The sequence below is a fragment of the Tessaracoccus flavus genome (assembly GCF_001997295.1).
In the GTDB taxonomy this organism is placed as follows: domain Bacteria; phylum Actinomycetota; class Actinomycetes; order Propionibacteriales; family Propionibacteriaceae; genus Arachnia; species Arachnia flava.
In genome coordinates, this window is the sequence record NZ_CP019605.1 from 2,954,621 (window position 1) to 2,979,658 (window position 25,038).

The window sequence follows — 25,038 nt, forward strand, 5'->3', positions numbered from 1 at the left end:
AGCGCCACGGTGGGCGCGGGGCTATGCCGCCGGTGGGTATGATGCAGGCGACACGCCTTTCAGTAGAGATTCAAAGGGGAACTTCGTGAAGATTCGAGTTGAGAAGGACGCTCTGGCCGACGCCGTGGCTTGGGTGGCCCGGAGCCTTCCCAACCGCCCCACCGCGCCGATCCTTGCGGGCATGCTGCTGGAGGCCGACGCGAACGGCGTCACGCTCAGCAGCTTCGACTCGACGACGTCGGCGAAGGTCAAGCTCCCCGCCACCGTCACGGACGAGGGCACGGTCCTGGTCTCCGGCCGACTCCTGGCGGAGATTGCGCGCTCCCTGCCCAACAAGCCCGTCGATCTCGCGGCCGACCACTCCAAGGTGGAGCTCACCTGTGGGCAGGCGCGGTTCACCCTGCAGACGCTCCCCGTCGACGAGTACCCGACCCTGCCGGACATGCCGACGCAGACGGGCACCGTCGATGCGGCGATGTTCGAGAAGGCCGTCGGCCAGGTCTTCGTCGCGGCCGGCCGTGACGAGCTGCTGAACGTCTTCACCGGCATCAAGATGGAGATCGACGGCGAGAACCTGTCGTTGCTGGCCACCGACCGCTACCGCATGGCGCTCAAGGAGCTGACCTGGCGGCCGTCGTCGCCGTCGGTCGAGGGCGCGGTGCTCGTCCCGGGCAAGGTCCTGTCGGACACCGCCAAGTCCATGACGTCGGGCGAGACGGTCACCGTGTCGCTGTCGACCACCGAGGCCGAGGGTGAGGGTCTCGCCGGCTTCGTGGGGGAGAGCGCCCGCGGCAGCCGGGAGGCCACCACCCGCCTGCTCAGCCAGGCTTTCCCCAAGGTGCGCCACCTCATGGACGTCGACGCCACCGTCAGCGTGCGCGTCAACACCGGCGACCTGCTCGCCGCCGTCAAGCGCGTCTCCCTCGTCGCTGAGCGGAACACCCCGCTGCGCATGCGCATCAACGACGACCACATCGCGCTCGAGGCCGCCACCGGCGACCAGGCCCAGGCGTCGGAAGCCATCGAGGCCGAGGTTGAGATCTCCGGCGACGAGCAGTCGATCACCGACGCCGGCTTCAACCCGCACTACCTGCTGGACGCGCTCACCGCACTCGACGCCCCGTTCGCGCACTTCTCCTTCACGCAGCCCGGCAAGCCCTGCCTCATCATGGGGCTGGCCAGCATCGACGGCGACCCGCTGACCGACTACCGGCACGTCATCATGCTGATGCGTCTGCCCAACTGAGGCGTCCCCCCCTGGAGCCCTGAGTAGGCTGGTCAACCACCTGGCGGTGACATCGCCGTCGGCAACGAGGAGGTAACTCATGCGAATCGGTCTGATCGGACTGGGCAAGATGGGCGGCAACATGCGCGAGCGGTTGCGCCGCGGTGGGGTCGAGGTGGTCGGTCTCGACCACAACCCCGAGATCTCGGACGCCAAGGACGAGGCCGATCTCATTGCGCAGCTGGGCGAGGGACCGCGAGCCGTGTGGCTCATGGTGCCGATCCACGCCGTCGACGAGCTGATCGAGGTCCTCAAGCCGCTGCTGAACGAGGGCGACATCGTCATCGACGGCGGTAACTCGAAGTGGACCCACGACAAGAAGCACGCGAAGTTCCTCGCCGACAAGGGCATCCGCTTCGTCGACGTCGGCGTCTCCGGCGGCGTCTGGGGGCTCGAGAACGGGTACGCGCTCATGGCGGGCGGGCCGAAGGACGCCATCGAGCACCTGATGCCGGTGTTCGAGGCGTTGAAGCCCGACGGCGAGTTCGGGTTCGTCCACGCCGGCGACCACGGCGCCGGGCACTTCGCGAAGATGGTGCACAACGGCATCGAGTACGGGCTGATGCAGGCCTACGCCGAGGGGTGGGAGCTGCTTCAGGCCGCCGACGTCGTCACCGACGTGCCGGCCGTCTTCGAGTCGTGGCGCGAGGGCACCGTCATCCGCTCGTGGCTGCTCGATTTGGTGGTCCGCGCCCTCCACGCCGACCCGAACCTCGACAAGATCGAGGGCTACGCGGAGGATTCCGGCGAGGGACGGTGGACCGTCAACGCGGCCGTGGACCTGGCGGTGCCGGTTCCGACGATCGCCGCCAGCCTGTTCGCCCGCTTCGTCTCCCGTCAGTCGGACGAGCCCGCCATGAAGATGGTGGCCGCCATGCGCAACCAGTTCGGCGGCCACGCGGTGGCCCCGGCCGACGACACTGTGGTGGCGCCGGACGCCGTCTCGGTCACCCCGGGCACGCACGAGGCACCGCCGGTGATCGCCGAGCAGCAGGACTGAGTGTTTGTCACGGAGCTGTCGCTCGTCGACTTCCGCAACTACCGCGAGGCGTCCCTGGACCTGACAGCGGGCGTGACGGTGTTCGTCGGCGCCAACGGTCAGGGCAAGACCAACCTGGTGGAGGCGGTCGAGTACCTTTCGACCATGTCGTCGCACCGGGTGTCGGCGACGGCGCCGCTCATCAGGGCCGGCGCCGAGACGGCCGTCGTGCGCGCGAAGGTGCAGGCCGGGCGCGAGGATCCGAGGCTGATCACGCTGGAGTTGGAGATCGCCAACGGGCGCTCCAACGTCGCCCGGCTGAACCGGGCCCCGCTCAGCCGGCCCCGTGACCTCATCGGGGCGCTGCGCACCGTCGTCTTCTCCCCGATGGATCTGGCGATCGTGCGCGGCGACCCCTCCGACCGGCGGGCGTGGCTGGATTCGCTGGTCACCACGCGGTGGCCGCGGATGGTGGGGGTCAGGCAGGATCTCGACCGCGTCCTCAAGCAGCGAAACGCGCTGCTCAAGGCGATGGCGGGCCGGTCGTTTAAGCCGTCCGGCGGCGACGAGGAGACCACGCTGGCCGTCTGGAACGACCAGCTCGCGGCCATCGGAGCCGAGCTGCTGCACGCCCGGCTGGACACGCTCGCCGACGTCACCCCCCACGCGCAGCGCGCCTACGAGACGATCGCCCCGGTCAACAACCAGATCTCCACGAGCTACAAGACCGTGCTGGACCTCGACGGCCTCGCCGGCGCGGCCGATGTGCGCGGGGAGTTGCAGCGTCGGCTGCTCGACGCCATGGAGCGGCTCCGGCGCGACGAGATCGCGCGGGGCGTGACGCTCGTCGGACCCCAGCGCGACGACGTCGAGCTGTTCATCGGACCGCTCCCGGCCAAGGGCTACGCCTCCCACGGCGAATCCTGGTCGTTGGCGCTGGCGCTGCGGCTGGGGGGCTACACGCTGGTCCGAGCCGACGGCGTCGAGCCCGTGCTGGTCCTTGACGACGTCTTCGCCGAGCTCGACGTCTCCCGCCGCGAGCGGTTGGCCGCCGCGATCGCCGACGCGGAGCAGGTCCTCATCACCGCAGCTGTTGGCGCCGACGTCCCCGACTTCCCGGCCGAGCGGCGCTTCACCGTCGACGCCGGGACAGTGAGCGCTCCGTGACCCCCGGTTTGGCTCGGGCTTTCGTCAGCGCGACCAGTCCATGATCTCGCCGCGGCCGTCGTAGACGCCGTCGGGCCACACGACGCGCGCGATGCCGGCGGCGGCGAGCGCCTTGCGGCAGCCGGGGCAGGGGGGATCGGTGATGTAGGCGGTCGCGCCGGCGGTGTCGCGGGTGGCGAAAAGGAGCGCGTTGACCTCGGCGTGGATGGCGATGCAGAAGCCCGGGGTGCCGGGGCGGTCGTAGTCGCCGAGTCCGGGGACGGTGCCGTAGTCGAGGGCCCCGCGCGGGCAGGCCCCCTCCAGGCAGTCGGGTTCCCCGCTGGCCGCGCCGTTGTAGCCGGTGGCGATGATGCGGCGTTCGACGACGAGCACCGCCCCCACCCTCCGTCGGGTGCACTTGGCCCGGGCCGAGACCGCGTCGGCGATCTGCAGGAAGTACTCGTCCCAGCCAGGGACCGTGTGGGTAACCGGGGAGCTGTCCATGGTCCTCCTATTGCTTGGGCATATTGTGACAGCGGCGAGGGGGCGCGCGCTCGTCGCGGGTACGCTCGGGCGTGTGAGTGACGAGCCGCACGATCCGACGGGGCTCGACCTGGCGTCGGAGATTGCCCGCGCCGCCGTGGAGTCGGCGGCCTATGGTGTCGTGCTGCCCGATCCCGCCCCGCAGCGCCAGCCGCGGCGTCCTCGTCGGCCGATGGAGCAGCAGCGCTCCGGGGCCCACCCCGACGACCGTGACCCGCAGTTGGTGGGTGACGTGCTCGATTCCGTGATCAAACAACGCGGCTGGCAGCGGCGGATCAGCCTCTCCACGCTGCTGCGTCGCTGGCCCGAACTCGTGGGGGAGGCCAACGCGGAGCATTCGACACCGGTCGACTACACCGACGGCGTGCTGATCGTCGACTGCGACTCGACGGCCTGGGCAAGCGCCATGCGGTATTCGGCCTCCCAACTGGTGGCGCGGTTGAACCGATCGCTGGGCGACCGCACGGTGCTGCGGGTGGACTTCCGTGGCCCCAAGCCCCCGAGCTGGAAGCGGGGCCCCCGCTCCGTGGGCGGTCGCGGCCCGCGCGATACCTACGGCTGACGCGCCCGACCCGCTCAGCTCCGTCGGCCTGACGCCAACCGACAGCGCGAAAAGCCAACGGGCAGGGGGAAACGCCAACGGGCAGCGCAGAACGCCAACCGACAGCGGGAAACGCCCCCGAGACTCGGCGATGCCTGAGATATATCGGGGGCGTCGCTGTGTCTCGACGGCGTTGTGGCTTGTCAACTGGCGTTTCGGGGAACGCGTTGGCGTATCCACCGATCTGTTGGCGTTCGCGCGTTTCGGTTGGCGTTGCCCGATCCCCGTTGGCGTTCGGGCCCGTCGATTGGCGACGTCATAGACTCAGTGGAGTCGCGCATGGACCGGGGGCCTCCGGGATGAATGACGTCGATGTAGTTTCCCTCGAGCGCTCGGATCGGCTGAACAAGAGCCTTCGACCCCTTTCTTTTGACCTCCCAGAGTGCTTGTATGGGGGGGTGCGAGGGAGCACTGACAGCGGGGGAGGCGTCATGAAGCTGCGCGGAGCCAAGTCCGTCGCTGCCGCTGCCATCGCCACCGCACTCGTCGGAGCCGTGGTCGCCACCGGCCACGATCCGGACTTCGCTCTCGAGGCCATCCCCGTCGCCCCCGCCCCGATTGAGCGCCCTGTCGACCAGAGGGCGGCCGCCTTTGACGTCCGATTGGGTCAGACTGCTCCAGAACTCGACGGATCAGCCCCCGGCCTGAGCGAGGAAGGGTCGTCCCGGTTCGAACTCGAACCTGTGGAAAGCCCGACGCCCGACCCCCTCCCCGGGCTGCCCGTGGCCGACCTGCCGCCGCTCGACCTCTTCGCCATGCCCGCCCCGCTGATCGAGCCCATCCTGGGCGCGCTCCCCGTGCAGCTGCCGCTGGGCGGAGGCGACCAGGTGGCCCCGGGCGTCGACACCCTAGGTAAGCCCGCGCCGGGCACCCTGCTCTCCACACCGGTCAACGGGCGCGAGAGCTCCCGGTTCGGCATGAGGTTCCACCCGACCCTGCGTGTCTGGAAGCTGCACACCGGCCTCGACTGGGCAGCGCCCTGCGGCACCCCCGTCGGCGCGGCTGCCGACGGCAAGGTCGTCCGCGTCGGCTGGGCCGGCGGCAACGGGTTCCAGGTGAAGATCGACCACGGCACCATCGCGGGCTACCGGCTCACCACGACGTACAACCACCTCCAGTCCAGCGCCGTGCGGGTCGGCCAGCAGGTCAAGGCGCTCTCGGCCATCGCGGAGGTGGGCAACAACGGCAACTCCACCGGCTGCCACCTCCACTTCGAGGTGATCGCGAACGGTCGCTTCACCGATCCCAAGCTGTGGCTGAGCGGGTCGGCGGCCGTCATTGATCTCGACGCGGCGAGTGAGTTCGAGCCGGCGTCGTCGCTCCCGGTCTCCCAGCGCCCCTCGACGACGGCCAGCGCCACCCCTTCGGCGTCGCCGTCGGCCTCCATCGGTCCTAGCGTGCGCCCCAGCCCGAGCCCCAGTCCTAGCCCGAGCCCCAGCGTGAGTCCCAGCCCGAGCCCCAGTCCCAGCCCGAGCGCCAGCGCTGTGCCGAGCCCGCAGCCGTCGGCGTCGCCCGAGCCCAGCCCGTCAGTCGCGCCCAGCGCCTCGCCGTCGGCCAGCCCGAACCCGTCGGCATCGCCCGAGCCGGAGCCGTCGGCGCCTTCGTCCCCGGAACCTCCGGCGAGCGTCACTCCCAGCCCGACTGAGACCGCTGTGCCGTCGCCGACGCCGAGCGAGCCCGCAGAGCCGCCCGCCCCGCCGTCGACGCAGCCCACGACCAGCCGCACCGCAACGGCCACCACTCCGCCGCCCCCGGCAGACGAGCCGACCCCGCCCGCACCCCCCGCCCCCGAGCCGGAGCCAGAGCCGTCCGCTCCGGCGGAACCGGCGCCGACGCCGTCGTCGACCGAAGGCTGACCTCAACGCCAACCGGGAGCACCCCAACGCCAACGATCATGCGCCCGCGCCCGCGAGAATCAGAGACGCCGGCGATATGTCGGGGGCGTCGCTGAGTCTCGGCGGCGAGTCCGGCCATCCGTTGGCGAGTGCACATCCCGGTTGGCGTCACGGCGCCCGCGGGTGGCGATCTGCCGCATCCGCAGCCGCTTCGTGGTGGGGTACCTCGTCTGCGGCCCTGCGCGGGGCGCGAAATGGGCGTTTCTGCCGTTTGAATGCCATCAGGGCGCTTGTCGATGCCCTATTTCTGGGCAGACCACGGTAGAATTGGAACGATCGACGACGCCGGCCATCCGGCGTCTGTTTTATGAGGAGCATTGTGGCAGACCACGTGAACGAGGACGACAGCCTCAACCTGCTGGAGCGGATGCAGGGCTTGGAGGATTCGGCGGACATCACGGTCTCCGGCAGCTACGACGCCGACCAGATTTCGGTGCTCGAGGGCCTCGAGGCCGTGCGCAAGCGTCCTGGCATGTACATCGGATCCACCGGCGAGCGCGGCCTGCACCACCTCGTCTACGAGATCGTCGACAACTCCGTCGACGAGGCGCTCGCGGGATACTGCGATTCCATCGAGATCCAACTGCTCGACGACGGCGGCGTGCGCGTCCAGGACAACGGCCGCGGCATCCCGGTCAAGGAACACCCGGTCGAGAAGATCCCGACCGTCACGCTCGTGCTGACGGTGCTGCACGCCGGCGGCAAGTTCGGCGAGGGCGGCTACAAGGTGTCGGGCGGTCTGCACGGCGTCGGCTCGTCCGTCGTCAACGCGCTGTCGGAGAAGCTGGTCGTCGAGGTCAAGCGCGACGGCTACCGCTGGAAGCAGACGTTCCACCTCGGCGTGCCCGTCACCGAACTCGAGCGCCTCGAGGAGACCGACGAGACCGGCACGACGATCGAGTTCTACGCCTCGAAGGACATCTTCGAGACCACCACCTTCAACTACGACACGCTCGCCACGCGGTTCCGCGAGATGGCGTTCCTCAACAAGGGTCTGAAGCTGTCGGTCACCGATCTGCGCGCCGAGCGCCAGATCGCCACGGGCGACGAGGGCGAGGTGGACACCGCGCACGACGAGTTCCTCTACGAGGACGGTCTGATCGACTACGTCAAGTACCTCTCCAGCGGCAAGGACACGATCCACCCGACGGTCATCGCCGTCGAGGCGCACGCGCCCGATCAGGGCATGGGCGTGGAGATCGCGATGCAGTGGAACTCCTCGTACACCAACAGCGTCTACACCTTCGCCAACACCATCAACACGCACGAGGGTGGCACCCACGAGGAGGGCTTCCGCGCGGCGCTGACCAACACCGTCAACCGCTGGGGCGAGACCTGGGGCCTGATCAAGAAGCGCGAGGACCGCGTCTCCGGTGACGACATCCGCGAGGGCCTCACCGCCATCGTGTCGATCAAGGTCTCAGAGCCGCAGTTCGAGGGTCAGACGAAGACGAAGCTCGGCAACACCGAGGCCAAGAGCTTCGTCCAGCGCGTGCTGAACGACCGGCTGGGCGACTGGTTCGAGCGCAACCCGGCCGAGGGCAAGGAGATTGTCCGCAAGTCGCAGTCCGCCGCCGCCGCGCGGATCGCGGCCCGGAAGGCGCGCGACATGGCCCGGTCGAGGAAGGGACTGCTCGGCGGCTCCGGCCTGCCCGGCAAGCTCGTCGACTGCCAGTCGACCAACCCGGAGGAGTGCGAGCTCTTCATCGTCGAGGGCGACTCCGCCGGCGGCTCGGCCCGCGGCGGCCGCGACCCGAGGACGCAGGCGATCCTGCCCATCCGCGGCAAGATCCTCAACGTCGAGAAGGCGCGCATCGACCGCATCCTCGCCAACAAGGAGGTCGAGGCGATCATCAACGCGCTCGGCGCCGGGATGCAGGAGGACTTCAACCTCGACAAGCTGCGCTACCACAAGCTCGTCCTCATGGCCGACGCCGACGTCGACGGCGCGCACATCCGCACGCTTCTGTTGACGCTGCTGTTCCGGTTCATGCGCCCGCTCATCGACGCGGGGCACGTGTACCTCGCGCAGCCGCCGCTGTTCCGCCTGCGGTGGAGCAATTCTCCGCATGAGCTGGCCTACACCGACACCGAGCGCGACGCACTTCGGACGAAGGGCCTGGCGGAGGGCAAGAAGCTGCCGCAGGTCAACCCCATCCAGCGTTACAAGGGTCTGGGTGAGATGGACGCCGACGACCTGTGGGAGACCACGATGGACCCGGAGAACCGGATCCTGCTGCAGGTGACGCTCGAGGACGCGGCGATGGCCGACCAGATGTTCTCGATCCTGATGGGCGAAGACGTCGAGCAGCGGCGCACCTTCATCCAGCGCAACGCCCGCGACGTGCGGTTCCTCGACATCTAGACGCTCGGGGGCTCCGCCCCGTGAACCCCCGCGGAGTTCGCTCCGCTCACACAACTTCATCATCCAAACAACAGGCTCGCTTCGCTCGCGTTGTTTGGGCTCGCATCGCGAGCGGGACCTCCCCGCTCACACACCCGGAAGGTTACTGACGCATGGCTGACGACGTCGACAAGGACGAGATCCAGGCACCCGCGCTGGGGCGCGTCGACCCGATCGACCTGCAGGTCGAGATCCAGAACTCGTACCTCGACTACGCGATGAGCGTCATCGTCGGGCGCGCGCTGCCTGACGTGCGCGACGGCCTCAAGCCGGTGCACCGTCGCGTGCTCTACGCGATGTGGGACGGCGGCTACCGGCCCGACCGCGGCTGGAACAAGTGCTCGCGCGTGGTCGGCGAGGTCATGGGCCTTTATCACCCGCACGGCGACTCGGCCATCTACGACACCCTCGTGCGCCTGGCGCAGCCGTGGGCGATGCGGTTGCCGCTGGTGTCCGGCCAGGGCAACTTCGGCAGCCAAGGCAACGACAAGGCCGCGGCCATGCGGTACACCGAGTGCAAGATGGCCCCGCTCGCCGTCGAGATGGTCCGGGAGATCGACCAGAACACGGTCGACTTCAAGCCGAACTACGACAACCGCGAGGAGGAGCCGACGGTCCTGCCGGCGCGGTTCCCGAACCTGCTCGTCAACGGCTCCACCGGCATCGCGGTGGGCATGGCCACCAACATCCCGACGCACAACCTGCGCGAGGTCAACGACGCCGTGCAGTGGGCGCTGGCCCACCCCGAGGCGACCAAGGAGGAGCTCCTCGAGGCCGCCATGGCGCGCATCCAGGGCCCCGACTTCCCGGGCGGCGGCCTCATCGTCGGGCGCCAGGGCCTGGAGGAGGCGTACCGCACGGGTCGCGGGTCGGTCGTCATGCGCGCGGTCATCGACATGGAGGAGGACTCCAAGGGTCGCCAGCTCCTCGTCGTGACGGAGCTGCCGTACATGACCAACCCGGACGCGCTCGCGCTGCGCATCGCCGACCTGGTCAACTCCGGCAAGCTGACGGGCATCGCCGACATCCGCGACGACACGTCCGCCCGTACCGGGCAGCGGCTCGTCATCGTGCTCAAGCGCGACGCGCAGCCCCGCGTCGTCATGAACAACCTGTACAAGCACACCGCGCTGCAGGACACCTTCGGCTGCAACATGCTGGCCATCGTCGACGAGGTGCCCCGCACCCTGCGTCTCGACCAGTTCATCTCGCTGTGGGTCAAGCACCAGCTCGAGGTCATCCGACGCCGCACGCAGTACCAGCTGGACGAGGCCGAGCGCGCCGCGCACCTCGACCGCGGTCTGGTCAAGGCCCTCAACATGCTCGACGAAGTGATCGCGCTGATCCGCGCCAGCCGCACCGCCGAGGAGGCGAACACCGGCCTGCAGGAGCTCCTCGGGATCGACGAGCTGCAGGCCCGCAACATCCTCGACCAGCAGCTGCGCCGCCTCGCGTCGATGGAGATCCAGAAGATCGTCGATCGCCTGGCCGCGCTCGAGGCCAAGATCGCCGACCTCAAGGACATCCTCGGCAGCGACGAGCGCGTCCGCTCGATCATCTCGACCGAGCTGCAGGAGATCGTCGACAAGTTCGGCGACGAGCGCCGCACCCGGATCATTCCGGCCGACGGCGACTTCTCGGAGGAGGACTTCATCCCCAACGAGGACGTCGTCGTCACCATCACGCACGGCGGCTACGCCAAGCGCACCCGCGCCGACCAGTACCGCGTGCAGAAGCGCGGCGGCAAGGGCGTGCGCGGGGCGTCGCTTCGGGCCGACGACGAGGTGCAGCACCTCTTCACCACCACGAACCACCAGTGGATCCTGTTCTTCACCAACTTCGGCCGCGTCTACCGCTCGAAGGTCTGGCAGCTGCCGGAGTCGGGTCGCGACGCGAAGGGCGGCCACGTCGCGGGGCTGATGAACTTCCTCCCCGACGAGCGCATCGCCCAGGTGCTGACCCTCAACAGCTACGAGGACGCCGAGTACCTGCTGCTGGCCACGAAGAAGGGCCTGGTCAAGAAGACCGACCTCAGCGCCTACGACTCGCCGCGGCAGGCCGGCGTCATCGCCATCAACTTCCGCCACGAGGACGATCAGCTCATCGGCGCGGGGCTCGTCAGCTCGGACGACGACGTGCTGCTCATCTCGCGCAAGGGCCAGGCCATCCGGTTCCGCGCCGACGACACGCAGCTGCGGCCCATGGGCCGAGCGACGTCGGGCGTGACCGGCATGAAGTTCCGCGCCGACGACGAATTGCTGTCGATGGCGGTGCTCCGCGCCGACGACGACCAGTCCGGCCGGTTCGTGTTCACCGTCACCGACGGCGGCTACGCCAAGCGCACCGCGGTGGACGAGTACCGCGTCCAGGGCCGCGGCGGCCTCGGCATCAAGGCGATGCGGCTCAACGAGGACCGCGGGTCTCTGGTCGGCGGTCTCATCGTCGGCGAGGCCGACGAGGTGCTGGCCATCAAGGTGTCGGGTCAGGTGACGCGTTCCGCTGTCTCCGGGGTGCCGGTCAAGGGCCGAGACACGATGGGCGTGAAGTTCGTCGGCATCAAGGGCGGCGATTCGGTGGGCGCGATCGCGCTGTACCCGGAGTCCGAGGCGGCGCTCGAAGAGGTTGTCGCAGGCGCGGACGACGACGCCACTGAGGCCGAAGACGGTACCGTAGACCCCAGCACCGATCAGGTGACGGCGGACGGCACAACCGAGGAGGACGCCGATGAGTGAGAACTCGCCGCGCTGGCCAGGGGCGAACGGATCCCCGGGGCTGGACTTCTCGCCATGGCGGAAGCCCGCCGACGGCGACACGGCCGTGCGTCCTGATGACGACGACACGGCCGTCCGTCCCGATGACGACGACACCGCCGTCCACGCCGCCGTCGACGACCAAGAGACGAGAACTCACGCGGCAGTGTCCCCGGCGGAGCCCGCCGAGGAGACACGCGTGTCGGAGGGCGCCGACGACAGTGATCGTCCGGCCGCGGAGCCCACCGCGGGCGAATCGGTCTACCGGGCGGGAGACGCCCCGGCGTCGAGTCCTGGCACCCCCGACGACGCGACCCGGATCACCCCGTCGCTGTCCGAGCGGGCTGTCTCGGCCGCCAAGGCGTGGGCGACGCGCCCGGTGCCCCCGGTCGTCCCGGCGGCTGTCCCCACCGCGGTGCCGCCGACGACCACCCCTGCGCGCGCCGCGGGCGACGTCGCTGAGGCGTCAGTGGCGCGCAGCGCGACGACGGCCGACCAGCGGGCCAGGCCCGTTCGGTCGACCCGGCGCACCCGCAAGGCGCGTCTCCGCCTCGCGCGGCTCGACCCCTGGTCGGTTATGAAGACGACGTTCCTCTTCGCGATCGCGTTCGGCATCATGCTGGTGGTGGCGACGTTCGTCGTCTGGTCCGTCCTCGCCGGGTCGGGTGCCATCCAGGCGGCCAACGAGTTCCTCAACACCCTGCTTGGCGACCAGGACACGACCTTCGACATCGGCGGCATCCTGAGCCTCAACCGCATCCTCGGTTTCGCTGCTGTGGTGGCCGCGATCGACGTGGTGATTCTCACCGCCCTGGCCACCCTCGCGGCGTTCCTCTACAACCTCGCAGCCACCGTCATGGGCGGCCTCGAGGTAACCCTCGCGGAGGACTGAGCGGCGCGTCGGCGGGGCACACCGGGTCGGTTTTGAGGTGCACCGCATGGTGCGCTAGAGTTTGGCGTCGGTGAACGGGCCTATAGCTCAGGCGGTTAGAGCGCATCCCTGATAAGGATGAGGTCGCTGGTTCAAGTCCAGCTAGGCCCACCGAAGAAACCCCCAGGTGACTGGGGGTTTTCTTGTGTCTGAGACTGTGTGGGGTAGCACTGCTACCGTCCGCTCGGAACGAGGATGGGGCTCAGGCGGTTCTGGAACTGCGGCGCGCTCGTTCCCCGAACCGGTCGAGAGCGTCGAGGACCTCGGTGGCCTGCCAGACGACGTTGCGTTTCTGTCCTTCGCCGTGGATGGTCTTGGGTTTGGAGACGGCCCCCGCCTCCTGAAGTTGGCGCAGCGCGTTGTCTGCTGCCGGCTGGGTGACGTTGAAGGTTTCTTGGACCAACTTGGAGGTCACCGACGGCTGACGTAGGAGGAACGGCAGCACTCGCCAGGCCACCGCGTCCCTGCGGGCTCGAAGGTTGGTCGCCCAGCCGTCGTGGATCGTCCTCAGGTCTGTGGCAAGTTGCTGGCCGTTGTCAACGGCGAGGAATGCAGCCCGGCTGATCTGATCGATGATCGGGTTCGGGTCGCCGTCGCGGTAGACGGTCAGCGCCTCGTAGTAGGCATCGATGTTCGACAGAAGGCCGGCAGATACCGGAACAGTGGTGCGGGTGCTTGCTCCCCCGTTGCGGAGCATGACGTGGATCAGGGCGCGGCCTGCGCGACCGTTCCCATCATTGAACGGGTGAATCGTTTCGAACTGGGCGTGTGCGATCGCCGCCTGCGCCAGGAGCGGTAGGTCGGTTCGCTCGGAGAACGCGCAGAGGTCCCCGATTGAGTCATGGACCCTCGAGTTAAGTGGCGGGACGAAGTCCGCACTGTGTGGCGAGTAGTCGGTTCCGCCGATCCAGACCTGCTGGTTGCGGAATCGACCCGGTTCTGCTTGGTCCTGACCGTGCATGAGAGCTTCGTGGACGGCCAAGATCAGGCCCGGCGTGAGGGGCCCTGTTAGTTCGAGGGCGCGGTTCATCGCTTCGACATTGGCTTGGACGAGCTTGGCATTAGACCCGAACTTGGCCAGACCGACGTTGGCCAATGACAGAGCCCTCGCGCTGACTGTGATGTTCTCGATCTGTGAGGAGGAGGCAGACTCAGTGCGCAGTAGTACCGCTGACAACGGCGCGAACTCCCCGTCGAACATGGCGGAAAGCTCAGCATCGAACCGAGTGATCGCCGCCCGTGCATCGTCCGCCAGGGCGGCCACGTCCGGCATGATGTTGAACTGCATACGCTTTATGGCCGCGGGCACCGCCGCCCGGTAAGGCTTTCCGACGACGGATAGACGCGAGCGGTCGGTCGGCGAGGCGGGGACTGTCGGCGCCCGTACCACGTTGTCCCAGGAGAGCCTCAGCCCTTCCGTCTGTGTCACATCAATCCTTATGCCAACGGATTTATTAGATAAGCATAATGTTACATCCTTATCTAAAGGTGTTCCTGCGTAACGTTTGCCGACTCGCTTACCGCCGGGTGGGCTGATTGAGAAGCGCCGGCTCGTTGAGCATCTGTTGCAGGATGTGCGATGAGCGCACCAGGTAGAAGCCGTCGGTCACGCGCTCGTCGACCGTGTAGACCACATCGACCCGACGCCGTGCGACGATCTCGCCGTCGGCGTCGACCACCGGCTCGGGACGGATGGTGCCGATGGAGACGAACACGCCGGCGGTCCCTCGTCGGTAGAGGTGGTGGAACGGGGCCTCGGCGTTGAGGGAGCCCATGTTCACCAGGTACGCGCTGGCGTAGGTGGGGATGGCGTCCTGCAGCATCTTCGGTAGCCGGTTGACGGAATCGAGCGCCCAGACTGTCTGCGCCACCGCGGCGAGCAGCGGTCCGGGGAGTTTGACGAGGCGCGACACCAGGATGTCACTCTCGTTGCGGGTGTGGTTGCGGGCCCGCTCCAGCGCCGCGTCCACCATCAGGCGCACCTCGTCGACCGTGTCGACGCCGCTGAATGTGATCCGCGCCTGCACCTCGTCGGCCTCGTCGGTCAGTGCCTTCTTGACGGTGAACGCGAAGGAGATGTCGCGGTGCTCGTAGGTACGGCGCCCCGAAATGAACCGGTTGAGCTCCGGGCGCTGGTGGAACAGACGGGCCAGGGCTGCGAGCATCACGTGGAAGAAACGGATGCGCTCCTCTGCCGGGCGGTCCCGGTTCACCTCATCCAGCCAGTCCATCACGACGTCGACCTCGAGGTGCTGTGGGTAGTAGACGATGGCGTCGAGCCGGGTGGGCATGAGGTGCGGGACCACGCGGCGGGTGGAGGGTAGGTCGTCGATCAGGCGGCCGTCGCGCCGGCCCCTGAATGCGCGCGCCCCGATGGAGACCATGACCTCCCCTTCCTGACGATCGTCCTCGATCGCCGTGTCTAACCTAAGGTCGGCGAGGCCCCCCGGCGGGAAGATCCGCCGCGAGTCCGCACGGTCGCCACGAAGTAGGCCAGGAGCAGGCCGCCCGCGATGTCGATTGAATAATGCCCCCGCGCCAGGAGAAGGCCAGCGATCATGACCCCGACCATCGCCCACTCGAACCACCGCAGCCAGGGCCTATCGGCGGGGGCCAGCAGCGCCAGCATGGCTGCCAGGGCCGTGTGCCCGGAGGGGAACATGCCGAACTGCGGCTGCGGGAAGACGAAGATCCCCTCGCCGTGCGCCGGCGCCAGCGGCGTCAGGACGATGAGGAGGGCCCGGATCAGGTACATCACCGCGATCCGCGCACCCACCGCCGGGATCCGCGACGGCGAGGAGCGCAGGGTCACCCAGAGGAACGCTCCGAGGCCTCCCACCAGCGCTACGACGGTGAGCCAGCGGGCGCCACGAACGTAGGGGAGCGCCTCGAACAGAAGATCCTCGGGTCTGGGCGCGTCGGCGAAAGATCCCACGATCACCCGGTTGGCGAGCCACGTGGCGACGACGGCGAGAGCGCCGAGGCCGGCAGCGGTTGCCCAGGCCCCTACGGGAGAGGGAGCGTTGGGAACCAGTGGTTGCTCCATGGCCACAGTGTGCACCACCAGGTTCGCCACTGTGCGGCACCCGAACGTCCGTCGTGGTCACGCCATTCGGAACACCTCTGCGCCCCGAGTAAAATGACGGCCCGGTGTGTCGGGAAGTCTGGTCGACGGCGTTCGTCGACAACCGGCCTGGGGAGTCTGCTCCCCGACGTCCCGCTACTACCGTTGGGAGACCCATGACCACCTTTGATACCCGCGAGCCCGGATTCGGGACGCGCCTGCGCGAGTGGGTGCTGCGCGACACCACCGCCGGCATCCTGCTGATCGTCGCGGCCGCGATCGGCCTCATCTGGGCCAACACCCCCTGGCGGGAGGCCTACACCGCCCTGTCCGAGACCGTTGTCGGGCCTGAATCCCTGCACCTGGATCTCTCGCTGGCCAAGTGGGCCGCGGATGGGCTTCTGGCGATCTTCTTCTTCACCGTCGGCCTCGAACTCAAGCACGAGTTCGTCGCCGGCTCGCTGCGGTCGCTGCGCCTCGCGGCTGTCCCGATCCTGGCCGCGGTCGGCGGCATGATCATGCCCGCCATCATTTTCGTCGGGGTGGTGGTCGCGTTCGGCGCCACCGAGGCGCTCCACGGATGGGCGATCCCGACCGCCACGGACATCGCGTTCGCCGTGGCTGTGCTGGCTATCTTCGGTAAGGGCCTACCCAAGGCGCTGCGTCTGTTCCTGCTCACGCTCGCCGTCGTCGACGATCTATTGGCCATCATCATCATCGCCGTCTTCTACACCGCCGCAATTCACGGGCTCTGGCTAGGCGTGTCGCTCGCGGCCGTCGCCGCCTTCGCGTTCGTGGTGCGCACGCGTCGCGCCCGCTGGTGGATCCTCATCCCCATCGCCCTGGTCGCTTGGGCCGCCATGCACGCCTCCGGCGTTCACGCGACCATCGCCGGCGTCCTGCTCGGCTTCGTCGTGCCTGCCGTGGCGATCCACGGCGAGCATCACGCTCGTACGCACGACTACGTCGAGAAAGTCGCCCCGTTCTCCAACGGCATCGCGCTGCCGGTGTTCGCGTTCTTCTCCGCCGGCGTCACCCTCGTCGGCGGAGACGGCCCACTCGCCGTGCTCGGCCAGCCCGTCGTGCTCGCCATCACCGGTGGGCTGGTGGTCGGCAAGCTCGTCGGCGTGATGGGCACCACCGCGCTCGTCACCCGCCTGACGCCGCTGCGCCTGCCGGACGCGATCGGTCTGCGCGACCTCATGCCCATCGGGTTCCTCACAGGCATCGGCTTCACCGTTTCGCTCCTCATCGCCGAGCTGTCGTACCCCGCGGGCTCCGACCAGTCCGACGGCGCACGGATCGCTGTACTCCTGGGCACGATCATCGCGGCCACCCTCGCCGCCCTGTCGCTTCGCTGGTCGGCCAGCCGTGCGCGAAGCCGGGACATGAACGAGGACGGTCTGCCCGACGTCGACACCGCGCCGATCACCGGCGACGAGAACTGGGCCGACGACTGATCCACAGCTAGCCGGTGGCGTCGAGGCGTGGCGCGGTGGTGGCATCCACGAGAGCCACCACTGCGCTCGCGCACTCGCCGGGGTCCTGCTCCACGAGCACCCCCCGTCCCGACGGTCCAGTGATCAGCCACTGTCCGCCTGTCAGTTCGAGCGCGATGTCGCCCCTGGGCGTGGCGATGGTGAGCTCCGGATGCGTGCTCGCGATCCGTACCGTTAGATGGCGTCGTCGGCGCAGCAGAAGTTCCCGCATGGAGTAGACGGCGATGAGGTCCGCGACGCCGGTGTCTGAGCTGAGTGTCTTCATGCAGCAAGGCTCTCGGGGACCTCTGACATTTTTCGAACACCTCAGCGGTTGAGTGGTGTGGGAAGCTTTGCGTGTGACGCCGCTCGCCATTACGTTTCCTGACATCGACCCGGTCGCGTTCAGCATTTTCGGCCTGGGTATCCACTGGTACGCGCTGATGTACCTGCTGGCTTTCGCTCTGGCCTACCTGCTGATGCGCCGTCGGCTGAAGCACGAGCCCTACCGGTCGATCTCGGAGCCGAAGGCGTGGCACAAGGACGACATCGAGGACATCCTCCTCTACGCCATCGCGGGCGTGCTGATCGGCGGGCGTGTCGGCTACACGCTGTTTTACAAGCCGGGCTACTACCTGTCGAACCCCTTGGAGATCATCACCGGCATCCGTGACGGGGGCATGAGCTTCCACGGCGGGGCCATCGGCGTCATCCTGGGGCTGGCCGTCTATGCAGCCGTCAGGAAGCGGCCTTTCCTCCAGGTCACCGACTTCCTCGTGCCGGCCGTACCGATCGGGCTCGCGCTCGGCCGGTTCGGCAACTTCATCAACGGCGAACTCTGGGGCCGAGAGGCCTCGGCGGACCTTCCGTGGGCGTTCATCTTCCCGACCGGCGGCGACGTCCCACGTCACCCCTCGCAGCTGTACCAGATGCTGCTCGAAGGACTCCTGCTGTTCGTGCTGCTGTGGTGGTACGCCAGCAAGCCCCGATTCCGCGGACAGGTCTCGGGCGCGTTCCTCATCGGCTACGGGCTGTTCCGGTTCATCGCGGAGTTCTGGCGCGAGCCCGACGCGCACCTGGGCCTCCTCGGTCTGGGGTTCAGCATGGGCCAGTGGTTGTCGCTCCCGATGATCGTCGCGGGCATCGCTCTGTGGTCCTGGGCGCGGGCGCGGGCGGTGAGCGACGTCGAGGCTGTGGACAATAGGGTGGATAACTCATCCGACCTGGTTGGCGACGACTCCTTCGAACCCGAGCCCGCCCCCGGTGCCGATGCGCTCCCGACGTCGGGAGGTGCCAGCGCGGTCGGAGACCGGGCGGATCTAGCTGATGACAGGGACGGGCCGGCGAAGAACTGACTCGCAGAGTTGTCCACAGCTGTGAAAAGCGACGGGGGACAACTTTTCGCCACGCCGTCGCAAAAGCGTCTGACAAGCAGGAGAAGACCTGTGTTCGAATTCTCCAAGCCTGTGGACAAGCCGGTGGAAAGTTCTGAGGCGGCTGTCCGTGAGGCGTCCGCCGTGGTCTTGATCGTCGCTCAGCGGACGGCATCGTGCATCACATCGCTGAGGTGGTGTGCGCGCGGGGCGCCTCCCAAGTGACCTGCGGTGTTGAGCGATCCCAGAGTCGGCCAAGGAGGGTTGTCCACACCCCAGGTGTGGACAAGTGTGGAGAACCGGGTCCCTGAGCGAGTCGTCCGTGATCCCTGAGCTTGTCGTCCGTGGTCCCTGAGCTTGTCGAAGGGTTGCGCCCGTGGCTGTGGTGGCCGTCCTTGTGGTCGGGGGCGGTGGTGGACGTCGAGGTCGTTACCCTTCGACGGACGGGCTGCTCGCTGCGCTCGCTGGCCCTGCTCAGGGAGCGATTCGACGGACGCTCGCTCGTTCCTCGCGAGCTGCTCAGGGACCACCCTTCGACGGACGGGCTGCTCGCTGCGCTCGCCGGCCCTGCTCAGGGACCGATTCGACGTGAGCGCTCGTCACTGCTCAGGGGTCAACCGAGGTCCCGAACCGCCTTCTGGTATCCCAAGGCAAGATCATCGAGATCCGCGCGGTGGCGGTTGATCCGGCACCGGGTCTCGTCGGCCTCGATGCCTTCGCGCTGCCAGTGCTTCTTCGCCAACTCGAGGAGATGGGCGGGGAGGGCACCGTCGCGGTTGGTCACCCGCCACCAAGCCACCTCACCGCCGTGTCCGGCCATGATCGAGCCAACCCGTCGCGGCGACGTGCCAACCACCGTCGCGATGTCGGAGTACGCGACCACCCGTCCTCTCGGCACCTGTTCGACGGCGCGCAGGACCCGCTCGACAGTGAGCTCGGCCTCCGTCGGCCCGCTCGGCTGGAGGACCCAGTCGTCGTCGAAAATACTCACTCCGCCACCCCCAACAACCCGGGGAGCACGTCGTCGAGCTGGCCGCGAACGACCTGATCTGCGTCCGCGTCGAAGGGCGTTTCGGAGGCGTTGACGATCACCCCGAAGGCGCCGCGCTCCAGCGCGAGGGGGAACAGGGCCGCAACCGGGTAGACCCCCAGGGTCGTCCCGACCGCGACGATCGCGTCGCAGTCCTCCACAGCGTCCAGCGCCGCCTGCAGCACGTCGGTGTCCAACACCTCCTCGAACAGGATGACGGTGGCTCGGGTGATACCTCCGCAGTCCGGGCAGCGGGGGTCCTCGTCGCCGCCTTGCACGCGGTCGACCATCTCGCGCATCGGGCCTGTCTTCCCGCACATCTCGCAGCGCCAGGTGCGCGCCGACCCGTGGACCTCGTGGACGAGTGCGGGGTCGTTGCCGGCCAACTGGTGGAGGCCGTCGGTGTTCTGCGTGACGATGGCGCGCAGCCTGCCCTGCCGCTCGAGCTCGACGATGGCCCGGTGCGCACGCGTGGGCTCCGCCGCCCACATCGCGGGGTCGGCGCGACGGCGCCAGGCTGCCTTGCGCACGTCGTCGTCGCGGAGGTACCAGGACAGGGTGGAGACCAGCTCCGCGTACGGGTCGCGGGTCCACAGCCCCTCGGGACCGCGGAAGTCGGGGATCCCCGCAGCGGTCGACAGGCCGGCGCCGCTCAGGACGACGATGCGGGCGGCGTCGGCGAGGGAGGTGACATCGGCCATACCTCCATCCTGCCTTGGACCCGAAAATCACGCTCGCATTCCGGCCGAAAGCGCTTGCCGGACCCGGTGCCGGAGTTAACGAAAGCTGGCAGTAACCTAAATGCATGAATCTGGTCGAGAGGTTCGCGAGCCGTCGTTGCTCGACGGCGAAGGCGCTGGTGGAGCAGTCCACCCGCACGCTCGACGCGCTGCCGATCGGCGAATCGGCCAGCATCGTGTGCTTCGACGCTGACGACGCGGTATGCCGACGGCTCTTCGACCTCGGCTTCACCCCCGGTGAGGACGTGGTCCGCTTGCGCCAGGCCCCGCTGGGGGATCCGCTGATGTTCCGCGTGGGCGGCATCGAACTCGTCCTGAGGCGGGCGGAGGCGAAGCGGATTCTGGTGCAGGGATGACCCACCACCACGCGCCCGCGCCCGCCCCGACGCCGGTCGGTGCGCCTCGAATCGCCCTCGTCGGCAGCCCCAACGCGGGCAAGACAACGCTTTTCAACGGCCTGACGGGGCTGCGGGCCAAGACGGGCAACTATCCGGGCGTCACGGTCGCGCGGTACGAGGGGGTCGTCGAGACCGACGCGGGGCCCGTCGTCGTCGAGGACCTCCCGGGTACCTATTCGCTGGACCCGATCAGCCCCGACGAGGAGGTGGTGGCGGCCGTCCTGCAGGAGGCCGACCAGCTCGCCGGGCTGCTCGTCGTCGTCGACGCCACGAACCTCCGCCGCGGCCTCGGCTTCCTCGCCCAGGTGCAGCAGGCCGGGCTCCCGACGGCCGTGGTCCTCACGTTCGTCGACGAGCTGGTGCGGCGCGGGGGGCGAGTCGACGCGTCGGCCCTGTCCCGCGCGCTCGGCCTGACGGTGCTCCCGGTCGTGGCGGGCGAACGCCGTGGCGTCGAGGCGTTACGCGAGTTGATCGTCGATCCCGGCTCGTGGCCGGCCCCTCCGCTGGTGCCCCCGACCGACCCCGAGGAGGTCACGGGGTGGGCGAAGTCCGTCCTCCGCTCGGCCCACTTCACCGCGCCCGACCCCGATTCGCGCACCGGGCGCCTCGACGGCGTGCTCCTGCACCCGGTGTGGGGAACGCTGATCTTCTTCCTCACCATGTTCCTGTTCTTCCAGACGATCTTCGTCGTCGCGGCCCCGCTGCAGGGGTGGATCGAGGCGGGCTTCGCCTGGCTGGGTGACCTCGCCCGCGAGTCGATCCCCGTGCGGTGGCTGGCGAGTCTGGTGGCGGACGCGCTGCTCGCCGGCGTCGGGGGAGTGCTCGTCTTCCTCCCGCAGATCGCCCTGCTCTTCGTCCTCATTTCGCTGCTTGAAGGGTCGGGCTACCTCTCACGCGCCGCGTATCTGATGGACCGCATCATGGCGACGGCGGGGCTGGAGGGGCGCGCCTTCGTCGCGCTGCTGAGCTCGATGGCCTGTGCGATCCCGGGGATCATGGCCACCCGCACGCTGCCGTCGGCGCGCGACCGCATAGCGACGATGATGGCCGCGCCGCTCATGACGTGCTCGGCCCGGCTGCCGGTGTACGTGCTGCTCATTGGCATGCTGGTGCCGCCGTCGATGGGGTGGGGCCCGGTCAGCGCGCAGGGCGCGATCCTCTTCGGCCTCTACGTGCTCGGGGCTGCGTCGGCGATGACGTCGGCGTGGTTCTTCAAGCGGGTGATCGGTCGCTCGGCCGCCGGGCTGCCGTTCTACATGGAGATGCCGTCCTACCGCTGGCCCAGGCTCCGCACCGTTCTGATCTCAGTGTGGGACGCCTGCCGCGCGTTTCTGCGCAAGGTGACCTCGATCATCCTGCTCGCGACAATCGTGCTGTGGGCACTGCTCAACCTTCCGCTACGCGGGGAGGCGGAGCTGCAGGCCGCCGGCGTGAATCCGGCCGACGAGGTGGCGGTGGCTGCGTACGTGCTCGACAACTCTGTCGCGGCTGACGTGGGCCGAGCCGTCGGGCCGGTGTTCGAACCGCTGGGGTTCGACTGGCGGGTCAACGTCGGCGTCATCTCCTCGCTCGCCGCCCGCGAGGTGTTCGTGTCCACGCTGGGTCAGGTGGCCTCCGCGTCGGATCCCGATAACCCTGGTGACGTGCTGGCGTCGATGACCCATCAGGACGGGCCCCGGGCCGGTGAACGGGTCTTCACCCCACCGACGATCGCGGCGTTGCTCGTCTTCTTCGTCTATGCGCTGCAGTGCATGTCCACGCTCGCCGTCATGCGCCGGGAGACCGGCACCTGGCGCTGGCCGCTCATCGCCTTTGCCTATCTGGGCGTCACCGCGTGGGTGATGGCCTGGATCGCTCAAGCCCTCGTAGGAGCCCTCGCATGAAACGCGCCGTCCATCCGCAGACCATCCCCGGTGAGCATCAGGCGGTGCGCTGGGTGACCGAGACCAACCTCCCCGTCGGTCGGGTGACGCACGCGCCCGGGACGGTCGGGCCGATGCTCGAGTACGGGGTGCTCACCAAGATGCTGGTCGAGCGCGGGGGAGTGTGGACCTGGCTCGCCGCGGACCACTCGTGGACGGAGCACGGGCCTCGGATCCGCGACGCCGTCGCCGCGTCCCTCGACCTGGAGGGGTGGGAGATCGAGGAGTCGCCGGAGCTGCTGGGGCTCATCGCGCGCGAAGTGCTGGAAGGCGAGCTGGCAGGCTACGTCTCTAGCCACGGCGGTCACATCACGGTGAGTACGGCGACGGCGACGACGCTGGTGCTCGACTTCGGCGGCGCCTGCGAGGACTGCCCGGCGGCGGGTTCGACGCTGCACGACCGCATCGAGAAGACGGTGCGCGAGCGCTATCCGTCGCTCGTCGAGGTCAAGCGGGTCGGCGGTGAGCACCATTCGCGGGGATGGCTCGGTCTCCCCATCCCCGGCCGCGGTCGCTGATCCCTGAGCAGGGCCGGCGAGCGCAGCGAGCAGCCCGTCCGTCGAAGGGTAACGACCCCTTGGCTACCGCCGCCCCTGACCACAGGGCGGTGACCACAGTTGAGGCCGTTACCCTTCGACAAGCTCAGGGACCGGGAGTCGAGTCGGTCCCTGACCACCAGGGCGGCGACCACAGTGAGGGCCGTAACCCTTCGACAAGTGCAGCGAACTGACCCGACCGAAACGCCAACCGTTTCCGCGGAACGCCAACCGGGTCGTCGCAACGCCAACGAAGATGGCTGCTCGCCCCCGAGAACCAGCGACGCCCCCGAGATATCGCGGGCATCGCTGAGGGGGGTTGGCGTTTCGCCTTGTCAGTTGGCGAGTGCGTCGCTCGGTTGGCGTTTCGGACTGGCCGTTGGCGTTTCCCGCTGACCGTTGGCGTTTCGCGCCTGGCGCCTCGGCTGGCAGAGCGCAACGAGCTGAGCGACGGCGTTCGTCCTGAAGATTCGATGTGCCAAGGCCTATATCGAACTAGCGGGACGTTTTCTCAGGGTGAAACCATCCACCACCTGTTGTGTCGGGACTGCGGGGCACCACCCGACCGCAGGGCGGTGACCACACGCACGGCCGTAACCCTTCGACAAGCTCAGGGACCACGGTCGACAAGCTCAGGGAACGAGGAGCAAGCTCAGGGATCAGGGGGCAGGGTCGGGGGCGACGGGGTCGGCGTGGCGGGGGGTCTCCGGGACCGGCCTGCCGGGACCGACAGTGATGGCCGCGATCCCGGTGGTGATCGGCACCGACAGGATCAGCCCGATCGCCGACGCCAGCGTCCGCACGCTCTCACCGGCGAAGAGTTCCAGCCCGAAGAGGTCGATCGCCTCGCGGTTGGTGAAGTAGAGGAGCAGCAGCACGGCCAGCGCCGACCCGGCGTAGGCGAAGACGATCGTGTAGATCGTCGACGCGATGTGGTCGCGCCCGATCCGCATCCCCGACATGAAGACGCGACGCCGAGTCCACTCAGGCGCGGCGGCCCGCAGTTCCCAGACGGCGGAGGCCTGCGTGATCGTCACGTCGTTGAGCACGCCCAGGCCGCCGATGATGATGCCCACCATCAGCAGCTCCTGGAAGTCGATGCCGGGGGCGAGCTGGGCAAGGTCGTACTCGTTCTCCTCCGCGAACCCCGAGAGCCGGGCCGCCCCGACGGCGATCGCGCCGAGCGCAGTCGTCACCGCCAGTCCCAGCAGGGTCCCGGCCAGTGCGGCCGACGTCCGCAGCGAGATGCCGTGGGCCACGTACAAGACGATGAACATGATCGCCGTCGAGCCGGCCAGCGCGACGGCCATTCCGGGCTTGCCGACGATGATGGCCGGCAGCATGAAGCCCAGCAGCACATAGCCGGCGACGGCGAGGCCCACCAGCGCCATCAGCCCGCGCCAGCGCGCCACCGCCACCACCGCCACGACGAACAGCGCGAGCATGGTGAGCAGCACGGGCAGGCGGTTGATGCCGCTGAAGGAGTAGTGGACGCCGTCGGGGGTGGGGAGCCGCATCACCTCGATCGAGTCGCCCGCCCGCAGCCCGTGATGGACCTGCGGACCGATCAGCTCAATGTCAGCCGCCTGCCCCGCCTCGGATCCGCTGTCGAGTTCAACCGTCGCCGTCTCGCAGGTGAGATCGCCACCGGGCGCCTCGACCGACGTGCAGCCGGCCGCGATCGCGGTGATCGTCGCGTCCTCGTAGGTGACGCCCGGCGGATCGCCGATCCGGTTGAGCGCGCCGTCGACCTCCGCGCCCGTCGGCCAGAGCCAGATGAGGCCCGCGACGGCGAGTACCCCGACGACGGCGAGGAAGCCGACCAGGAGGTTCCGGGCGCGCTGCCCGACCTCGACGACGCTCGTACTGCCGTGGGAATGCCCGTGACCCATGGGCGCAAACATACCGGCCGCTGCCCGATGCGGAGCGACGCGGCCCAGGGGGCGCCCGCAGGAGCCCATCC

At 68.6% G+C, this 25,038-nt stretch carries 21 protein-coding genes and 1 tRNA gene; 14 read left to right on the top strand and 8 right to left on the bottom strand.

Annotated elements, in window-relative coordinates; all coding sequences use genetic code 11:
- The first annotated feature begins 85 nt into the window (after positions 1–85).
- The 3 genes from dnaN to recF all read left to right on the top strand — a co-directional run bounded on the left by dnaN (position 86) and on the right by recF (position 3,431).
- The gene (gene dnaN, locus RPIT_RS13535; protein WP_077343926.1) at positions 86–1,246 is read left to right on the top strand and encodes a DNA polymerase III subunit beta; all 1,161 of its coding nucleotides are present in this window, start codon (positions 86–88) and stop codon (positions 1,244–1,246) included.
- A gap of 79 nt (positions 1,247–1,325) precedes the next feature.
- Entirely contained in the window at positions 1,326–2,285 is a 960-nt protein-coding gene (gnd, locus tag RPIT_RS13540; protein WP_077343927.1) for a phosphogluconate dehydrogenase (NAD(+)-dependent, decarboxylating), read from the top strand.
- Positions 2,286–3,431 (top strand): DNA replication/repair protein RecF, encoded by a 1,146-nt coding sequence (gene recF, locus RPIT_RS13545; RefSeq protein WP_077343928.1) that lies wholly within the window; start codon positions 2,286–2,288, stop codon positions 3,429–3,431.
- A gap of 24 nt (positions 3,432–3,455) precedes the next feature.
- On the opposite strand, the gene RPIT_RS13550 is transcribed toward recF, so the two are convergent.
- Complete coding sequence (locus RPIT_RS13550; protein ID WP_077343929.1) at positions 3,456–3,914, bottom strand: deoxycytidylate deaminase; 459 nt, start codon at positions 3,912–3,914, stop codon at positions 3,456–3,458.
- Between the two features lie 73 nt (positions 3,915–3,987).
- On the opposite strand from RPIT_RS13550, the gene RPIT_RS13555 reads away from it, so the two are divergent.
- The 6 genes from RPIT_RS13555 (at position 3,988) to RPIT_RS13580 (ending at position 12,645) form a co-directional block, all read left to right on the top strand.
- Positions 3,988–4,515: a DciA family protein gene (locus RPIT_RS13555; protein ID WP_226996271.1), complete on the top strand. Its 528-nt coding sequence runs from the start codon at positions 3,988–3,990 to the stop codon at positions 4,513–4,515.
- Positions 4,516–4,985: 470 nt separating this feature from the next.
- On the top strand, positions 4,986–6,410 hold the full coding sequence (locus RPIT_RS15980) for a M23 family metallopeptidase (protein ID WP_143028291.1): 1,425 nt from the start codon (positions 4,986–4,988) through the stop codon (positions 6,408–6,410).
- A gap of 346 nt (positions 6,411–6,756) precedes the next feature.
- Positions 6,757–8,814, top strand: a complete 2,058-nt coding sequence (gene gyrB / locus RPIT_RS13565) for a DNA topoisomerase (ATP-hydrolyzing) subunit B (RefSeq protein WP_077343931.1) — start codon at positions 6,757–6,759, stop codon at positions 8,812–8,814.
- 152 nt (positions 8,815–8,966) lie between these two features.
- Positions 8,967–11,585 (top strand): DNA gyrase subunit A, encoded by a 2,619-nt coding sequence (gene gyrA / locus RPIT_RS13570; protein WP_077343932.1) that lies wholly within the window; start codon positions 8,967–8,969, stop codon positions 11,583–11,585.
- Positions 11,578–12,495, top strand: coding sequence for a DUF3566 domain-containing protein (locus RPIT_RS13575; protein WP_077343933.1), 918 nt, complete (start codon positions 11,578–11,580; stop codon positions 12,493–12,495). Before gyrA ends, RPIT_RS13575 begins: the two co-directional genes overlap by 8 nt.
- 76 nt (positions 12,496–12,571) lie before the next feature.
- Positions 12,572–12,645, top strand: a tRNA-Ile gene (locus RPIT_RS13580).
- A 91-nt stretch (positions 12,646–12,736) separates the two neighbouring features.
- Here the strand turns inward: RPIT_RS13580 and RPIT_RS13585 are convergent.
- From RPIT_RS13585 to RPIT_RS13595, 3 genes are all read right to left on the bottom strand, one after another.
- The gene (locus RPIT_RS13585; protein ID WP_218121637.1) at positions 12,737–13,822 is read right to left on the bottom strand and encodes a Fic family protein; all 1,086 of its coding nucleotides are present in this window, start codon (positions 13,820–13,822) and stop codon (positions 12,737–12,739) included.
- 229 nt (positions 13,823–14,051) lie between these two features.
- Entirely contained in the window at positions 14,052–14,918 is an 867-nt protein-coding gene (locus RPIT_RS13590; RefSeq protein ID WP_077343934.1) for a 2-oxo acid dehydrogenase subunit E2, read from the bottom strand.
- Positions 14,919–14,956: 38 nt separating this feature from the next.
- Positions 14,957–15,580 (bottom strand): phosphatase PAP2 family protein, encoded by a 624-nt coding sequence (locus tag RPIT_RS13595; protein WP_143028288.1) that lies wholly within the window; start codon positions 15,578–15,580, stop codon positions 14,957–14,959.
- 194 nt (positions 15,581–15,774) lie between these two features.
- On the opposite strand from RPIT_RS13595, the gene nhaA reads away from it, so the two are divergent.
- Positions 15,775–17,058: a Na+/H+ antiporter NhaA gene (gene nhaA / locus RPIT_RS13600; protein WP_077343936.1), complete on the top strand. Its 1,284-nt coding sequence runs from the start codon at positions 15,775–15,777 to the stop codon at positions 17,056–17,058.
- A 7-nt stretch (positions 17,059–17,065) separates the two neighbouring features.
- Here the strand turns inward: nhaA and RPIT_RS13605 are convergent, their stop codons facing one another.
- On the bottom strand, positions 17,066–17,362 hold the full coding sequence (locus tag RPIT_RS13605) for a hypothetical protein (protein ID WP_077343937.1): 297 nt from the start codon (positions 17,360–17,362) through the stop codon (positions 17,066–17,068).
- A 73-nt stretch (positions 17,363–17,435) separates the two neighbouring features.
- Here RPIT_RS13605 and lgt point away from each other — a divergent pair, with 73 nt between their 5' ends.
- On the top strand, positions 17,436–18,431 hold the full coding sequence (lgt, locus tag RPIT_RS13610; protein WP_077343938.1) for a prolipoprotein diacylglyceryl transferase: 996 nt from the start codon (positions 17,436–17,438) through the stop codon (positions 18,429–18,431).
- Positions 18,432–19,062: 631 nt separating this feature from the next.
- Here lgt and RPIT_RS13615 read toward each other — a convergent pair.
- Positions 19,063–19,440, bottom strand: coding sequence for an MGMT family protein (locus RPIT_RS13615; RefSeq protein WP_226996272.1), 378 nt, complete (start codon positions 19,438–19,440; stop codon positions 19,063–19,065).
- Positions 19,437–20,180: an SIR2 family NAD-dependent protein deacylase gene (locus RPIT_RS13620; protein ID WP_077343939.1), complete on the bottom strand. Its 744-nt coding sequence runs from the start codon at positions 20,178–20,180 to the stop codon at positions 19,437–19,439. Before RPIT_RS13620 ends, RPIT_RS13615 begins: the two co-directional genes overlap by 4 nt.
- A 104-nt stretch (positions 20,181–20,284) precedes the next feature.
- Between RPIT_RS13620 and RPIT_RS13625 the strand changes: the two genes are divergently transcribed.
- The 3 genes from RPIT_RS13625 to RPIT_RS13635 are packed head-to-tail and all read left to right on the top strand — an operon-like array spanning position 20,285 to position 23,057.
- A complete protein-coding gene (locus RPIT_RS13625; RefSeq protein ID WP_077343940.1) occupies positions 20,285–20,575 on the top strand; it encodes a FeoA family protein in 291 nt (96 codons plus the stop codon).
- Positions 20,572–22,500, top strand: coding sequence for a ferrous iron transporter B (feoB, locus tag RPIT_RS13630; RefSeq protein WP_077343941.1), 1,929 nt, complete (start codon positions 20,572–20,574; stop codon positions 22,498–22,500). Before RPIT_RS13625 ends, feoB begins: the two co-directional genes overlap by 4 nt.
- Positions 22,497–23,057 carry a NifU family protein gene (locus RPIT_RS13635; protein WP_077343942.1) on the top strand — a complete coding sequence of 187 codons (561 nt, stop codon included), beginning with the start codon at positions 22,497–22,499 and terminating at the stop codon, positions 23,055–23,057. The genes feoB and RPIT_RS13635 overlap by 4 nt, the downstream gene beginning before the upstream one ends.
- Before the next feature lie 677 nt (positions 23,058–23,734).
- Here the strand turns inward: RPIT_RS13635 and RPIT_RS13640 are convergent.
- Positions 23,735–24,967: a YibE/F family protein gene (locus tag RPIT_RS13640; protein WP_093665066.1), complete on the bottom strand. Its 1,233-nt coding sequence runs from the start codon at positions 24,965–24,967 to the stop codon at positions 23,735–23,737.
- Between the last annotated feature and the right edge of the window lie 71 nt (positions 24,968–25,038).

Excerpts from the sequence above, each read along its gene's own strand:
- gnd (WP_077343927.1), top strand. The coding sequence starts at position 1,326 with ATGCGAATCGGTCTGATCGGACTGGGCAAGATGGGCGGCAACATGCGC.
- RPIT_RS13550 (WP_077343929.1), bottom strand. The coding sequence starts at position 3,914 with ATGGACAGCTCCCCGGTTACCCACACGGTCCCTGGCTGGGACGAGTAC.
- RPIT_RS15980 (WP_143028291.1), top strand. The coding sequence starts at position 4,986 with ATGAAGCTGCGCGGAGCCAAGTCCGTCGCTGCCGCTGCCATCGCCACC.
- gyrB (WP_077343931.1), top strand. The coding sequence starts at position 6,757 with ATGAGGAGCATTGTGGCAGACCACGTGAACGAGGACGACAGCCTCAAC.
- gyrA (WP_077343932.1), top strand. The coding sequence starts at position 8,967 with ATGGCTGACGACGTCGACAAGGACGAGATCCAGGCACCCGCGCTGGGG.
- RPIT_RS13575 (WP_077343933.1), top strand. The coding sequence starts at position 11,578 with ATGAGTGAGAACTCGCCGCGCTGGCCAGGGGCGAACGGATCCCCGGGG.
- RPIT_RS13585 (WP_218121637.1), bottom strand. The coding sequence starts at position 13,822 with ATGCAGTTCAACATCATGCCGGACGTGGCCGCCCTGGCGGACGATGCA.
- RPIT_RS13590 (WP_077343934.1), bottom strand. The coding sequence starts at position 14,918 with ATGGTCTCCATCGGGGCGCGCGCATTCAGGGGCCGGCGCGACGGCCGC.
- RPIT_RS13595 (WP_143028288.1), bottom strand. The coding sequence starts at position 15,580 with ATGGAGCAACCACTGGTTCCCAACGCTCCCTCTCCCGTAGGGGCCTGG.
- nhaA (WP_077343936.1), top strand. The coding sequence starts at position 15,775 with ATGACCACCTTTGATACCCGCGAGCCCGGATTCGGGACGCGCCTGCGC.
- RPIT_RS13605 (WP_077343937.1), bottom strand. The coding sequence starts at position 17,362 with ATGAAGACACTCAGCTCAGACACCGGCGTCGCGGACCTCATCGCCGTC.
- RPIT_RS13620 (WP_077343939.1), bottom strand. The coding sequence starts at position 20,180 with ATGGCCGATGTCACCTCCCTCGCCGACGCCGCCCGCATCGTCGTCCTG.
- RPIT_RS13625 (WP_077343940.1), top strand. The coding sequence starts at position 20,285 with ATGAATCTGGTCGAGAGGTTCGCGAGCCGTCGTTGCTCGACGGCGAAG.
- feoB (WP_077343941.1), top strand. The coding sequence starts at position 20,572 with ATGACCCACCACCACGCGCCCGCGCCCGCCCCGACGCCGGTCGGTGCG.
- RPIT_RS13635 (WP_077343942.1), top strand. The coding sequence starts at position 22,497 with ATGAAACGCGCCGTCCATCCGCAGACCATCCCCGGTGAGCATCAGGCG.
- RPIT_RS13640 (WP_093665066.1), bottom strand. The coding sequence starts at position 24,967 with ATGGGTCACGGGCATTCCCACGGCAGTACGAGCGTCGTCGAGGTCGGG.